Below are 14,738 nucleotides of genomic sequence, written 5' to 3' on the forward strand. Positions count from 1 at the left end.
TGAGTGATATGCTGTAATCAGCCAAGGCACCCTACATAAGCAACAAAAAAAACAACAAATAATTAACAATCAATAACATGCAATATACGTTAATAGTATTACCAACAATAACAAAAGATAAATTAAACTAATGTCGTAGCAATTGTGCTTAGTCACCTGCTGCCGTGTAGTAAGTGGCTAAAATGCTCACAACTATCAGTTACAGCGTAATCGCTTTGAGCTGCGATGCTTTTCAAGTTAATTAGCCAATTTCCAGCCTGCAAAAAAATGCAGCGGTAAACGGTAGTGAGTAATATCGTTCTAATCCAGGGATAAAAAATGCCAGCAACATAATGTGCTGGCATTAAGTTGCAAGCCTGAACAGCTAAACGATTAGCGCTGACTTCAAACTTTAGCGTGAGCTTTCAATAAAACCGGCCAAACCTTCATTAACACAAGGGGTATTGTTAAATCGGTCACTTTCAGTGATGGCTAAACCGCCGATAAGTTCAATACTTTCAGGGTACTTGTATCGATAATGAGCGACAGATACAGCAAAATCTCTGATGGCGGCTTTCGGTGGCTGCTGCGTGTTGATGCCTAATTTTTCGCGCTCCTCCTCTACCCATGCTGAAAGCGCATCATATTGTTGCTGCACACTGACACCGGCATGCTGCAACAGCACATCAGGCTTGGTATAATCACCAAAGAAACTGCCAGAACCTAATGCAAAATATGCTAACAACCCTTTAGTGCTGTAATGCTCAACGCCCCACAAGGCGTAACTTAACGCCGTAGCAGCCTGTTTAGTCGCCTCTTTTGAGTCAGTCGTTTTGGCCGCTATCATCGACCGTGTCACTATATATTGAAGTGCATGATGAGTTGCCCCCATGACCAACAACTGCTTAGCAATATCGATTTTAAGCTTAGTATCTCCGTGCCGCTCTTGAATATAGGCAACCATTGCCCACTTATCACCTGCCACCGCCAGTGCTCTTAATTCTTGCTTTGGCAGCTCTTGATAGGAAGCCACGAAGCTATTACCTGGGTAACGTTCATCGCTATCGCTCATTGCGTAGCCAGGCTTAACCTTGCCAACACCTTGATACTCATCCCAATCTGCTTGTTGCGACTGCGCCAGACGATTATCTTCTTCGCTCAGCTCTCTACCTGCTGAGCACCAGTCCTCATCAAAGCTCTTTAAGCCGCTAGTTTCAGCTTGCTGAGGCGCAGCGCTTGGCTCGATAACGGCAAGCGTTGCAACCTTTTTTGTTATCGCTCTGCTCGTTGCCACTTTAGCTTGCCGCGCTGCCAAGTCATCAGTATTTGCCGACTGTACGTCCAGTTTGCTGCTAACAACTGTTTCCTCAGTTTGATAAAAGTAGTAAAAGCCCACGCTAGCGACAAGGCACAACCCTGCTGCGGCTAAAGTACTAAATGAAAGCTTGTTGTTCATATTATTCATCCCTTACTGCAATTACTTGCAAGCGTTAACACGTTTTGCTTCATCGTCAGCACACGCTTCATATCCCAAATCCCTGTCCGCCTTTTCAGTCTCGACACATGGCTCGTAGAAATCATAGGAGACTTCAAACCCAATGTCGCGACCTACACCAACTGAAACAGAAGGAGGACCAGAGCATTCATTAGCAAGATCTGTTTTATAAGCGTCTACAACATTAACTCTACAAGTAGACACTGGTTCCTGATCTTCCTGACACTCTTTTTTAGTTTCTTTCTTCGGCTTCTTGCTGGTGTTCGGTCGGCCATCCGGGTGTAAGCCTCTGTCAGATGAATGCACACTGGTATCTATTTCGTCATCTCTGTCACTGCGCCATTCATCTTCCCAGTCTATATCCCGACGAGGATCATATAACCCTACTGTTTCAACTGTTTCCATCTCCTCTTCTGCGCCTGGCTCAGCTGAATCGGGTGGCCGATGATTTCCATCCGTGCCGGCATAAACTGTATTGGTCATTGACAATGACCATTGCATGATATCGGTTGAACTAATAGTACAAGATTCCTTTCCAATGGTTCGAGTTGGTTCTACCGAAGTAAACATGCAAACTCCCCCTAGCACCATATAGGCTGCTTTGTATCGCATAACTTTGAAGTCCTTTTCATTTAAATTAACGACTCAGAATATAACTATAGTGAGAGCGCCTCCCTAGCGATATAAGCTGATATAAGCTGATGAATGGTGATGTTGAGCGAGAAGCTCAGGCATAAAAAATGCCAGTAAGCTTTCACTTACTGGCGTTTCAACTTTTTTAATCAGGTCAGTCTATTTGGCCACTTTATTGGGTAAGCCTATTTGGCAACTAGCCTTGTGACACCATCACCATTGCAGGGCGCAGTAAACGCTCGTTAAGGGTGTAGCCTTTCTGCATCACCATCATCACAGTATTGGCTGCAAAATCAGTGCTTGGCTGCATACCGATTGCTTGATGCAGCTCAGGGTTAAACGCTTCACCTTGAGGGTCAACTTGCGTTAAACCAAACTTCTCTACTGCGCTAACAAAACTCTTAGCGGTTAGCTCAACGCCTTCATAAATCGCTTTAGTCGCTTCAGCTTCTGCATCGGTTCCCTGAAGCGCTCGCTCCATGTTATCGAGTACAGGTAGCAGTTCGTTGGCAAACTTCTCAAGCGCAAACTTACGCGCTTTCTCGACATCAATCGCTGCACGGCGGCGAATGTTGTCCACTTCAGCAGCCGCTCGGATCACTGAGTCTTTTTGTGAATCCACAGTTGATTGCGCTTCTTGCAAAGCCTTCTCTAGCTCTTCAACACGAAAGTTCGCTTGAGTCAGTTCATCCATTAAAGAGGCTTCATCACTACCTTCTGTCAGTAGCTCACCTTCTACAATCGATTCAACTTGCTCATCAATTTGGTTATCTTGTGCTTTATTTGTTTCGTTGCTCATTTTTGCTCCAGCTAAAAATGCTTTGTTTCTGCATGCTCTGGGCATATTATGGGGATCAATTTTGAGGTTTCAAGGCCTAAAGCCGGATCTGACACAAATATGAGCAATACCTTTCACACTATTGGACTTATTGGCAAACCTAACCATGAAGGAACCAATCTCACCCTAAAGAGATTGCATCATTGGTTAACCATGCAAGGCTACAGCGTCTTGGTTGAAGAGCGGGTGGCAAGTGACGTGGGTTCACATACCCATAGCGTTGATCTGTTAGAGATCGGCGCCAATTGTGACTTAGCGATTGTTGTTGGTGGTGACGGTAATATGCTTGGCGCCGCGCGGGTACTCGCGAGATTTGATATCGCCGTTATTGGCGTTAACCGAGGTAATTTAGGCTTTTTAACCGACCTGCCACCAGACACCTTTGAGGAAGCTTTATCAAAAGTACTAGAGGGGGAGTTTGATACTGAGCAGCGTTTCTTGCTTGAAGCAGAGGTGCACCGTCATGGTGAGCTTAAGTCGAGTAACACCGCAGTCAACGAAGCCGTGCTTCACCCAGGCAAAATTGCCCATATGATTGAGTTTGAAGTCTATATTGATGACAAATTCATGTATAGCCAGCGTGCTGACGGTATGATTGTATCAACGCCAACTGGCTCGACCGCTTACTCGTTATCAGCAGGGGGCGCGATCCTCACACCTAACTTGGAAGCGATGATTTTAGTCCCCATGTTTCCGCATACTCTCTCTTGTAGACCAATAGTGGTCGATGCCTGCAGTATTATTAAACTTGTGGTGTCACCACACAATGGTGACAACTTAGAGGTGAGCTGTGATGGACATGTCAATTTATCTGTGCTCCCTGGTGATGAGATTATCGTTAAGCGTAGCGCTGATACGTTAAGGTTAATCCACCCTAAAGGTCACAACTATTTCCATGTATTACGAACCAAGTTAGGCTGGGGTAGTAAGCTATTCTAATCTCGGCTTCAGAGTCGGTAGTAATGCTACAGGCTCTGCCCTCCCTTATGCAGCGTCTTAAAATCACAACAGTGTTGTAACAAGTCGATGTTCCAGCCACCAAAGTCACTCATTAATGCCGTTATTAACATCTTTATTGGTTACATAATCACGGCATTAATAATAATACGCATCACTAATAAAGTAATAATAAAACCTCATCTAAAAAGAATCAAAACCAACAGTATCAACAGATTACATTAACTATTTCCTGAGGCTTAGGTTGCGCCACGCCAGAGTTGCGACCCAGATCACACTTAGCTTTTGTTGCTGCAACCAAAGCTAACACTAAGAAACGAAAGTATTAGATCAAACAATGCTATCTACTTACTATTTCCCACTGTTTTACCAGACGAATTATCATAAAAATGCAGTCAATAGCTTTTTATATAACTTTTTCTGCATTTTGCAGAAAAGTGAACGTGATCTGGATCACATTCAAAAAATCTGACAAACCTCGGCGCATCTCACCACTAGCATTATCAACCACAATTGAGGTACAAACTGATCTAGATCATATTAGCGTTAGCCTAATTAACGTTTAGTACACACCTCAACCCGCTTGTATTAAAAACTAAACAATAGCCGGGTAACACAATTGAAGTTCGCCACCTAATAAAAACGAGGCTCGCATGACCTTTATTCAACTACTCGCAAGCTTAACTCCGATAATCAGTGTAATGCTGTTTTTGGTGCTTTTACGGATGCCAGCATCAAGAGCAATGCCCATTTCCATGGTTTTCACCGGACTGGCAGCTGTCTTTGTTTGGCAAATGGATACCACTTTTCTGGCCGCCTCTGTGGTTGAAGGTCTGCTTTCAGCCTTAACGCCATTGACCATTATTTTTGGTGCTGTTTTCCTACTTAATACCCTTAAATATTCTGGCGCAATGGATACTATTCGCGCAGGATTTACCAACATTAGTGCTGATGCTCGCGTACAAGTCATTATTATCTGTTGGTTATTTGGCTCGTTTATTGAAGGCTCGGCAGGTTTTGGTACTCCGGCGGCAATTGGTGCCCCGCTATTAGTGTTATTGGGTATACCTCCGATTGCCGCAGCGGTGGTCGCGCTAATTGCTGACTCAACATCAGTATCATTCGGCGCAATTGGTCTCCCCGTATTGTTCGGTATGGACCAAGGCCTTACTCAAGGCGGTGTCAACATGGCTGCAGAACAAATTGCTCAGCACGGTGGCAGCTTTGCCGACTACGCGCAGTTTATTGCCATGCACATGATCACCATAGATTTAATCACTGGCACGCTTATTCCATTAACCATGGTCGCCATCCTTACTGGCTTCTTTGGTCGTAATAAGTCATTTAAAGAGGGCTTAGCTATCTGGAAGTTTGCGCTATTCGCAGGTCTGTCGTTCACTATTCCAGCTTGATTGATTAACTACTTTGCAGGCCCGGAGTTCCCATCAGTAATTGGTGCGCTTGTCGGGATGGCAATTGTGATCCCTGTCGCTAAGAAAGGGTACCTACTACCAAAAGAGCCTTGGAATGATTTTGCCGAAAATGATGGCCAAGAGCGCAAACAAGTTGCCACTGATACTCAATTCTCGCAAGTAGCGGCTTGGTCTCCATACATTATTATGGCCGCACTGCTAGTACTATCACGTACAGTTGAACCTCTTAAAGCTTGGTTAACGGGCTTTAATATCAGCTGGACTGGCCTGCTGGGGACAGAGCTAAAAGCGGGTTTTGCAACACTTTATGCTCCCGGCGCGTTCTTTGTGTTGGTGTGTATCTTAGGCTTCTTCCTGTTTAGAATGAAATCGTCTGCTATTAAAGAGTCTATTTCAGTTTCTTGTAAATCTATGGTGCCGACCATTATCTCGTTAGGTGCATCCGTACCTATGGTGAAAATTTTCCTTAACTCGGGAGAAAACGCCTCAGGGCTTGCCTCTATGCCTGTTGCATTGGCTGACACACTAGCTGGTAGCATGGGCGCAGTTTGGGCTTGGGTTTCCCCCATTGTAGGGATATTTGGTGCATTCTTGTCGGGCTCAGCGACCTTTTCAAATATGATGTTTTCAGGGCTGCAGTACAGTGTTGCCGATAACATAGGTGCAAATCATGCGCTAATCTTAGCCATGCAAGGTATTGGTGCTAACGCTGGTAACATGATGTGTGTGATGAATGTGGTAGCTGCTGCAACCGTTGTAGGTATGGCAGGACGCGAATCAGAGATCATTCGTAAAACCATGCCCGTCGCACTAGGCTATGCTTTAGTCGCTGGTACAATTGCCGCGCTGTGGGGCGGTTTCTAGTCCCAAGCTAAAAATTAATAACAATAATAATTGAGAAAGCCGCATAGAACGGCTTTCATCCACTCTTATAAAAAGTGTGTAGAGATAGAATTGATGTCAATTAATTATGAAGCTGTATTAAGAGATCTACGTAGGCAAGTCGGTGAAGACGCAGCAACAAATGATCCTGTGCGCCGGTTTGCTTGGTCAACTGACGCCAGTTATTTCAGAATTGTGCCAGAAATAGTTGTCCACGCTGACACGATAGAGCAAGCTAAGCGTACACTGGCAATTGCGCGTACTTACGGCGCGCCAGTCACCTTTAGAGCGGCTGGAACTAGCCTTTCAGGTCAAGCCATTGGTGAGGGCATTCTGCTCATTTTGGGCCATGATGGATTCAGAACCTTAAGAGTCAGTGATGATGCAGAGCAAATTACGTTAGGTACAGCGGTGATAGGTGCTGATGCAAACGCAGCCCTTAAACCGCTAAATAAGAAAATTGGTCCCGACCCAGCGACACTTGCCTCAGCAAAAATAGGCGGGATTGTGTCAAATAATGCCTCTGGCATGTGTTGTGGTACTGCGCAAAACAGCTATCAAACCATTGCATCTGCAAAGTTACTTTTTGCGGATGGCAGTGAACTTGATACTGGCAGCGAAAAGTCAAAAGCAGCCTTCAGTGAGTCTCATCCACAGCTGATAAAATCGCTACTCGATTTAGCTGAAATGACCGTTAGCAATCAAACGTTAGCTGACCGAATTCGCAAAAAATTCTCTATTAAGAACACTACCGGATATAGCCTTAATGCGTTGGTCGACTTTAGCGATCCGTTTGAGCTTATCAACCATTTGATTGTTGGCGCCGAAGGCACTCTCGCTTTTGTGGAAGAGGTGACCTACAACACCGTCGATGAAGCGCGCTTTAAAGCATCGGCAATGGCGGTATTTTTCAACATGGAAGATGCGGCAAAAGCGATTCCACCGTTAGTTGGCGATAGTGTAGCCGCTGCCGAACTGCTGGATTGGGCATCGATTAAGTCTGTCACAGGTAAACAAGGCATGCCTTTATGGCTGTCAGAGCTACCTGAAGGCGCTTCAATTTTGCTTATTGAATCCCGTGCTAACGATAAAGAGACGCTTGAGCGCTACACCCAAGATGTTATTGCAAAACTTGCCCATATTGATACTGAGCGCCCTATCACCTTTAGTGACGACCCAGCAGTATTTGGTCAGTATTGGGCGATGCGCTCGGGACTGTTCCCAATTATTGGCGGCGAGCGACCAAAAGGGACTTCTGTCATCATTGAAGATGTTGCTTTTGAGCTAGAACATCTTGCGGCGGCTGCTCACGATTTAACCGAGCTATTCCATAAACACAACTACCCAGAAGGCGTGATTTATGGTCACGCCTTAGCCGGAAACTTCCACTTTATCATCACCCCAACATTCAACTCGCAAGCCGACATTGAGCGCTTCCATGCTTTTATGCAGGATGTCGCTGAAATGGTGATCAACAAGTATGACGGCTCAATGAAAGCAGAGCATGGCACCGGCCGTGCCGTGGCCCCCTTTGTAGAGATGGAATGGGGCAGCGATGCTTATACCTTAATGAAACGTATTAAGCAGATTTTTGACCCACAAGGTTTGCTAAACCCTGGCGTTATTCTTAACGACGATAGCCAGATTCACGTGAAGAATATTAAGCCCTGCCCAGTTGTTGATGATCTCGTCGACAAGTGCATTGAATGTGGTTTCTGTGAAAAAACCTGCCCAACATCAGCGCTTAATATGTCACCACGACAGCGTATTGCGACTTTGCGTGAAATTGAGCGCTTAGAACAATCTGGTGATAAGCAAGCTGCCAGCGAAATGCGTGCAGCCGCTAAATACGATGTAGTTGATACCTGCGCAGCTTGTCAGCTATGTACTATCGCCTGCCCTGTTGACAACAGCATGGGTCAGTTAGTGCGCAAGTTAAGAACCCCTTACATCAGCACCACAGAGCAAAAAGTACTCGACTTCCAAGCTAAGCACTTTGGCGCAGTTAACCAAGTTATTAGCACAGGCTTTGACGTATTAGGCACTATCCACAAGATCACTGGTAGCGCCGTCACCGGAGCGATAATGAAAGCGGGGCGAGTCGTCACTAAAGAAGTGCCTTACTGGAATCCAGACTTCCCTAAAGGTGGCAAGCTACCTAAGCTCTCAGCGCCAATTCCAGGGCAAGAAACCGTAGTTTACTTCCCCGCCTGTGGTGGCCGCACCTTTGGTCCGACGCCAAAAGATCCCGACAATAGAACCTTGCCAGAAGTGGTCGTGACCTTGCTAGAACGTTCAGGTTACAACGTCATCACCCCAGAGAAAACCCGTGACCTATGCTGTGGTCAAATGTGGGAATCAAAGGGCGATTTTAAGAACGCCGATGCAAAACGTAAAGAGCTGATTGAAGCGGTCGCCTCTATGACGCAGGGTGGAAAACTGCCAGTCATTATTGATGCATTATCTTGTACTTATCGCACTCTTGCTGCTGATAGCTCATTAACCGATAAGGTCGAGATTGTTGACATGGTCGACTTTATCCATGACAAACTGTTGGATAAGTTAACCATAACCGCTAAGAAACCTGCAGTGGCACTGCACCTTGGTTGCAGCGCACGTAAGATGAAGATTGAGCCAAAAATGCAAGCGATTGTCGATGCTTGTAGCACACAAGTGATACGTCCAGCGGGTATTGATTGCTGTGGTTACGCGGGTGAGAAAGGGCTTTATAAGCCTGAAATCAATGCCTGTGCGCTACGTAATATCAAAAAGCTCATTCCTGTTGATGTAAAAGAGGGCTATTACGCTAACCGCATGTGTGAAGTTGGCTTAACTCAACACAGCGGTGTGTCATACCGCCACTTAGCGTACTTGCTAGAAGAGTGCAGCCGATAGTATCAGCATTAAATAACTTGCTTAGCTTCACCTGTTGGTGACCAGCGAACAAACTTAAGCTTAGCAGGATAAAGGTAAAGAATTAGAGGCTATCTCAGCCTCTAATTCTTTTTGCTTTTCATTAACATACCATTCTCAACCTCACTCCCTCCACTTTTCAAATATAAGATTTACAAGATTAGAGCTTTAACTCAATATATCCATATTATACAGTTACCTAGCTTATTTTCATTTTTGCAAAAGTCCCCCTCCTTATTTACTAAATTAGCACTACTTTTTATAAGGTTATGCGCCTATATTAATCGGGTGAGGAAATCTAAAGCGAATATCGAGCTAAGTTAAAGTCCGCTTCGTGCAGGCTTTTTGCGGCTCTTAAATCGCATAATAATGTCTGCAAATAGAAGAGAAAGCACAATGAAGATAGCACTTTTCATTCCGTGTCTAGTGAACCAAATGGTCCCAGAAGTTGGGATCGCGACACTTGAACTACTAGAGAAACTCGGTCACCAAGTCATCCTGCCTAGCGGTCAAACCTGCTGCGGCCAACCAATGACAAACTCAGGCTGCTTTAACGAAGCCAAAAAAACCACTTTAAAACTGCTCAATGCCTTTAAAGGTGTTGAATGCGATGCCATCGTCTGCCCTGCTGCATCTTGCTTAGTCGCTGCAAAAGAAAATTTTCATGAGTTTGATGACAGCCCAGAAGCGCAAGCTGTTATAGCAAAACTATATGAATTAACAGAGTTCTTGCATGATGTCGCGCCTATTCCGGCATTTAGCAAGCCCTTCCCCCACAAAATTAGCCTACAGATGAGCTGTCATGGTATTCGCATGCTGGACTTGGCCACACCGAGTGAGCAGATGGGACCGCGCATGAACAAGTTCGAAGCTGTGCTGGCTGCCATACCTGAGATTGATATTGTCTACCCCAATAGACGCGATGAGTGCTGCGGTTTCGGTGGCACATTTGCGGTCGATGAAGGCGCTGTATCAGCCAAGATGGGTAAAGATAAAGCTCAAGCTCATGCGGCAACCGGCGCTAAATACGCCGTTGGATTTGATCCCTCTTGCCTACTGCATATTGACGGTATGGTGAGACGCCAAAAATTACCGATTGAGACGCGCCACATCGCGCAGATCATTAATGCAGCGCTATAGGAGCAGACATGTCGACTTCAAAATCTAACGTTCATGCCCATAAAGCGGAGATCTTCTGTAAAGATGAGTCTCGGGTAGATTGGCACTCTAAGGCCCTTTGGATGCTGCGTGAAAAACGTGACAGAGCGGCAGGAAGTTTGCCTGAGTGGGAGCAGTTGCGCCAAATTGGCTCAGAAATGAAACTGCATACTCTGACGCATTTAACTGAGTATTTAGAAGAGTTTGAGAAAAACTGTACCGCCAACAACATCAAAGTTCACTGGGCAAAAGATGGTGCAGAGCATAATAAAATAGTGCATCAAATCTTGGCCAAGCACCAAGTCAAAAAAGTGGTTAAATCAAAATCGATGCTCACCGAAGAGTGCCACATGAATCCCTATTTGGAAGACCGTGGTATTGAGGTGATAGATACCGATTTAGGTGAGCGAATTATTCAGCTTGCTAAAATGCCGCCATCGCATATTGTGGTGCCAGCGATCCACATGAAAAAAGAGGAAGTGGGCGACCTATTTCATGAAAAGCTCGGCACCGATGCTGGCGCATCCGATCCGCTTTATTTAACCCGGGCTGCGCGCCGCCATCTACGTGAACAGTTTCTGTCTGCCGATGCGGCAATGACAGGCGTCAATATGGCGGTAGCTGATAAAGGTGCAGTGGTGGTTTGTACTAACGAAGGTAATGCCGATATGGGCGCTAACTTACCTAAGTTGCAACTGCACTCAATGGGGATCGACAAAGTCGTACCCGATCTTGATAGCGCTGCCGTGCTGCTACGAACACTGGCAAGAAATGCTACTGGTCAACCAATAACTACCTATAGCTCTTTCTACCGCGGCCCACAGCAAGGCGGAGAGATGCATGTCATTATTGTCGATAATGGCCGCACTGAGATGCTTAAAGATAAGATCTTAGCAGAGTCTCTAAAATGCATTCGCTGTGGTGGCTGCCTAAATACCTGCCCGGTTTATCGCCGCTCTGGTGGTTACAGCTATAACTACACCATTCCAGGGCCGATTGGTATTGCCGTTGGCGCGCAAAATGATGATACCAACTCCATTCCTTGGGCTTGTACATTATGCGGCAGTTGCTCCTATGTATGCCCAACAAAAGTGCCACTGGACAAGATTATTCACCACCATAGAAGACTGAAATCGGAAGCTGGAAAACTGCCTTACGGTAAGTCTAGCTACATGCCATTAGTGGGTAAGTTTATGGCCAGTGAAACGGCACTTAACTGTTCAATGGGCATCGCCCGTACAGCATTAAAAATACTACCAGGTAGTGTGCTTAAGCCCTTCTCAGGAGCATGGGGTAAATATCGCGAGTTACCAGTGGCACCAAACTCAAGTTTTGAAGCTTGGTTTAAGAAAAACAGAGGTTAATAACATGTCGAGCAAACAGGATATTTTCAATGCACTTAAAAGTGCCGCGATCACCCCGCAAGCGATGCCATGTATTGATATCGCGCCGCGCATCGATGACTTAGTGGGTCAATTTGAAGCAAGCTTAAATACCGTTGCTGGTACTCTACACCGCGATGGTGGCCTAAGCGCCTTGCAAACTACGGTTGATGAGCATATTGCAAAGGGCATGCAGATCATCTCCATGGTCGATGGCATTATCGGTAATCGTGAAGTCAGTGATACAGCTCATGAGCTTAAAGATATTGATTATGCCGTGATCCCAGGTGATCTAGGCATCGCTGAAAATGGTGCTATCTGGGTTAACAATAAAAGTCTTGGCCATAGAGTCACGCCTTTTATCTGTGAGAACTTACTACTGGTCATTGAAGCCAAAAGCATTGTTGCCAATATGCATCAAGCGGCGAAACTAATGACATTAGCACCGGGAGAGTTTGGCACTTATATCGCAGGCCCCTCTAAAACGGCTGATATTGAGCAAGCTTTAGTTGTCGGTGCTCACGGTGCCTGTAGTTTAAATGTCTATCTGACCTAGCTTTTTAGGCCAATTTAAGTTGGCTATCGCTAATAAAAAATGAGGTGCTCATATCGAGTCACCTCATTTTCTTATTTCTCTATATTAATGAAATTACTGTATCGTGTAATCGAGCTGAACACTCGACTTTGCAGCTACCGCTTTACCATCAACAAACTTAGGTGCATAGCGCCATTTTTTTAATGCCTCTAGTGAGGTCTTGCTAAATGCCGAGCCACCTTTTGAACCTATAATTACCGGATCGACGACAAAGCCCATCTCATTAACTGTAAAACTTATCTGAGTCGAACCTTCTTTTCTTCTTTTCACATACGATACAGGATAGTCAGGAGCGACTCGGTATAAAGGGGTTTGCTCCTGCTCCGGACTCCATGGCTGCATACTACCAATCGCAATACAGTGCTGAGTTGATTTATCACTCTCGCCTTGCTTTTCATAAAGTTCAACCAGCTTAGCGTGTGCAGCCAATTCATAGGGGTGATCAAAATCAAGCGCTTCGAATTGCTCAATCACATATAACAATGCCGTTTCTGATTTATCGTAATGTTTCTCGGCATATTCAATTGAACCGACTGTGTAAGCAGCTAATACTCGCGTCATCGAGTTTTCAGGTAGTAACTGTTGGTAGGTTTTATAAGCATCAAGCATATAATTACGGACGGTACGAGTATAGAAACGACTGTTCGACAGCATTTCGAAATAGGCTTTTTGCGTATCGGCCAGCAGCATTGCATTTTCTGAGTCTTCAGCAATATCTATGGCATCATTTAAGTACTCACGAGCATCTTTCTTACTACTGGAATCAGCTAAGCCCATTAATGGATCGATTAACTCAACAGCGTCAGCGCCATACTCTTTGGTGTAATTAACCAGTGCAACTTTATACAGCGCAAACGCCTGCTTTTGTTGCGCGTTAGCCTTAGCTTTATTTTCTTCAGTATAGGTATTAGCCGGCATATTTTTAATTGATGCATCGCCAGCATTAAGCGCTAACATGGCAACATCGAGACTATCGGCGGCAAATTTTTGTGTACCGAGCTGATAAGCTTGCAGTGCATATTGCTCAATATCAGCACTGTTTTTTGCCACTACAGCGGCTTTGTAAGCCTTATAAGCATCACTAAACTCAGAGGCTGAAAGTGGACTTACCATTAACATTGAGGTAGATAACGCTACAGTTAAGATAGCTTTGTGGAATAATTTCATTTTTAACATCCTGTTTTATAAACTCATATTGGAAATTTAAGACCTGTATACGGGCCTGCTATTTCGCAATAACAACGATTCCTTTTGCTACTTTACTTTTTTATGACATGCTTATACAAGTCATACTTATGAATAAATAGGGGCTGTTCATTTTTAGAACTATCTCTAGCACCCAAGTCTTTTACTTGCAGCTATCAATACCGCCTCAACCTGCTCACGATTGAGAGCCGACATAGACAGTAGCTCTATTCTAGAGGCCATCGCATCATCGAGCTCAACAATTGATAACTCAGACTCGACGCCATTAAAGCCAGCGATACCTTCATTGGTGATCATCACCGCTTTCAAACGAACAACATCGAGACCTTTTACAAGTTCAAGCAGCTTATCAAAATCAAATTCGTAGCTGACATCGAATATCCAACCACAACTGTAAAAACCATCGGCTTGCTTGGTCTTACATACTAACCCACGCTCATCAAACTCAAGTTGTTGCGCTCTGGTATCTGGCGAAAATAGCGGACTGTAGTTGATATCTAGCAAACGCGTTTTGGGTGCAGTAGTAACAGCTTGAGCGACTGGGACATTTGTCGCAGCAGACAGCTTATGAGGCAAGTTGATTGATGTTAGAATCGCAGGCATTAACGCTTCATGCTGCGTATAACTCCAGCGCTCTACCGCCATGGCTTGATTTTCAACGTTAGTCTTAAGGTAATCTTGCAGCTCGCCAACAAGCGCTTCATCATAGCAATCAGCTTTACTGGCAAGAACCAGATCAGCCACCTGCAATTGTTGATTAAAGATCTCATGCTGGGTATAGCGGCTATCGCTGAGCTTTCGCGCATCAACTAAGGTAATACATGACTTCATTGATAACACTTGCTGATAATGAGCCTGAGTTAACACCTTTAGCACCTCTTGAGGGTGACCCAGCCCAGTCGGCTCAATCAATAAACGGTCAGGCTTAGCCTTAGCAATCAACTGATTGATTGCTACCTGCATCGGCAGACCTGCTGCGCAGCACATACAGCCGCCAGCAACCTCTTTAATTTCTACTTGCTGGTTATCATTACCCAGCAGGCCAGCATCAATACCTACTTCGCCAAATTCATTGACTAATACCGCCCACACTTCATCAGCTGGTTTTTGGCTTAGTAACGTTTTAATGAATGAGGTCTTCCCTACACCGAGAAAACCGGTAATCACATTGGTCGGGATTATTTTTTGGATCATAACGGCTGCTCTTAAACGCAAGTTGCTCGAGATTCTAATCGGGAATGGAGGTCCATGTCACCACTGATGTGTG

Annotated in this window: 10 protein-coding genes and 1 pseudogene; 6 read left to right on the forward strand and 5 right to left on the reverse strand. The window is 45.0% G+C overall.

Translation table 11 applies throughout. From position 1 onward, the window contains the following. Positions 1 to 391: 391 nt before the first annotated feature. The 3 genes from SWP_RS16170 to grpE all read right to left on the reverse strand — a co-directional run bounded on the left by SWP_RS16170 (position 392) and on the right by grpE (position 2,906). On the reverse strand, positions 392 to 1,435 hold the full coding sequence (locus SWP_RS16170) for a hypothetical protein (protein ID WP_020913661.1): 1,044 nt from the start codon (positions 1,433 to 1,435) through the stop codon (positions 392 to 394). A 21-nt stretch (positions 1,436 to 1,456) separates the two neighbouring features. Further along, positions 1,457 to 2,086 (reverse strand): hypothetical protein, encoded by a 630-nt coding sequence (locus SWP_RS16175; protein WP_044556003.1) that lies wholly within the window; start codon positions 2,084 to 2,086, stop codon positions 1,457 to 1,459. Between the two features lie 217 nt (positions 2,087 to 2,303). Beyond that, positions 2,304 to 2,906: a nucleotide exchange factor GrpE gene (gene grpE, locus SWP_RS16180; RefSeq protein WP_020913663.1), complete on the reverse strand. Its 603-nt coding sequence runs from the start codon at positions 2,904 to 2,906 to the stop codon at positions 2,304 to 2,306. A gap of 99 nt (positions 2,907 to 3,005) precedes the next feature. Between grpE and nadK the strand changes: the two genes are divergently transcribed. The 6 genes and pseudogenes from nadK (at position 3,006) to SWP_RS16210 (ending at position 12,226) form a co-directional block, all read left to right on the forward strand. Next, a complete protein-coding gene (nadK, locus tag SWP_RS16185; RefSeq protein ID WP_143711205.1) occupies positions 3,006 to 3,884 on the forward strand; it encodes an NAD(+) kinase in 879 nt (292 codons plus the stop codon). 671 nt (positions 3,885 to 4,555) lie between these two features. Next, positions 4,556 to 6,199 (forward strand): annotated as a pseudogene (locus SWP_RS23585) (L-lactate permease). Between the two features lie 93 nt (positions 6,200 to 6,292). Then, positions 6,293 to 9,112: an FAD-binding and (Fe-S)-binding domain-containing protein gene (locus SWP_RS16195; RefSeq protein ID WP_044556004.1), complete on the forward strand. Its 2,820-nt coding sequence runs from the start codon at positions 6,293 to 6,295 to the stop codon at positions 9,110 to 9,112. 414 nt (positions 9,113 to 9,526) lie between these two features. Beyond that, positions 9,527 to 10,270, forward strand: a complete 744-nt coding sequence (locus tag SWP_RS16200) for a (Fe-S)-binding protein (protein WP_020913670.1) — start codon at positions 9,527 to 9,529, stop codon at positions 10,268 to 10,270. Between the two features lie 8 nt (positions 10,271 to 10,278). Further along, positions 10,279 to 11,652, forward strand: a complete 1,374-nt coding sequence (locus SWP_RS16205; protein WP_020913671.1) for a lactate utilization protein B — start codon at positions 10,279 to 10,281, stop codon at positions 11,650 to 11,652. A gap of 4 nt (positions 11,653 to 11,656) precedes the next feature. Then, complete coding sequence (locus tag SWP_RS16210) at positions 11,657 to 12,226, forward strand: LutC/YkgG family protein (protein WP_020913672.1); 570 nt, start codon at positions 11,657 to 11,659, stop codon at positions 12,224 to 12,226. 93 nt (positions 12,227 to 12,319) lie between these two features. Here SWP_RS16210 and SWP_RS16215 read toward each other — a convergent pair whose 3' ends face one another. Continuing rightward, a complete protein-coding gene (locus tag SWP_RS16215; RefSeq protein ID WP_020913673.1) occupies positions 12,320 to 13,432 on the reverse strand; it encodes an energy transducer TonB in 1,113 nt (370 codons plus the stop codon). Between the two features lie 165 nt (positions 13,433 to 13,597). Beyond that, a complete protein-coding gene (locus SWP_RS16220) occupies positions 13,598 to 14,665 on the reverse strand; it encodes a CobW family GTP-binding protein (protein ID WP_020913674.1) in 1,068 nt (355 codons plus the stop codon). Positions 14,666 to 14,738 lie beyond the last annotated feature (73 nt).

Source organism: Shewanella piezotolerans WP3, from assembly GCF_000014885.1.
Taxonomy (GTDB): Bacteria; Pseudomonadota; Gammaproteobacteria; order Enterobacterales; family Shewanellaceae; genus Shewanella; species Shewanella piezotolerans.

Bases quoted from the DNA above. Each gene is read 5' to 3' on its own strand.
- SWP_RS16200 (WP_020913670.1), top strand. From the start codon at position 9,527: ATGAAGATAGCACTTTTCATTCCGTGTCTAGTGAACCAAATGGTCCCA.
- SWP_RS16220 (WP_020913674.1), bottom strand. From the start codon at position 14,665: ATGATCCAAAAAATAATCCCGACCAATGTGATTACCGGTTTTCTCGGT.
- grpE (WP_020913663.1), bottom strand. From the start codon at position 2,906: ATGAGCAACGAAACAAATAAAGCACAAGATAACCAAATTGATGAGCAA.
- SWP_RS16170 (WP_020913661.1), bottom strand. From the start codon at position 1,435: ATGAACAACAAGCTTTCATTTAGTACTTTAGCCGCAGCAGGGTTGTGC.
- nadK (WP_143711205.1), top strand. From the start codon at position 3,006: ATGAGCAATACCTTTCACACTATTGGACTTATTGGCAAACCTAACCAT.
- SWP_RS16210 (WP_020913672.1), top strand. From the start codon at position 11,657: ATGTCGAGCAAACAGGATATTTTCAATGCACTTAAAAGTGCCGCGATC.
- SWP_RS16195 (WP_044556004.1), top strand. From the start codon at position 6,293: ATGTCAATTAATTATGAAGCTGTATTAAGAGATCTACGTAGGCAAGTC.
- SWP_RS16175 (WP_044556003.1), bottom strand. From the start codon at position 2,086: ATGCGATACAAAGCAGCCTATATGGTGCTAGGGGGAGTTTGCATGTTT.
- SWP_RS16215 (WP_020913673.1), bottom strand. From the start codon at position 13,432: ATGAAATTATTCCACAAAGCTATCTTAACTGTAGCGTTATCTACCTCA.
- SWP_RS16205 (WP_020913671.1), top strand. From the start codon at position 10,279: ATGTCGACTTCAAAATCTAACGTTCATGCCCATAAAGCGGAGATCTTC.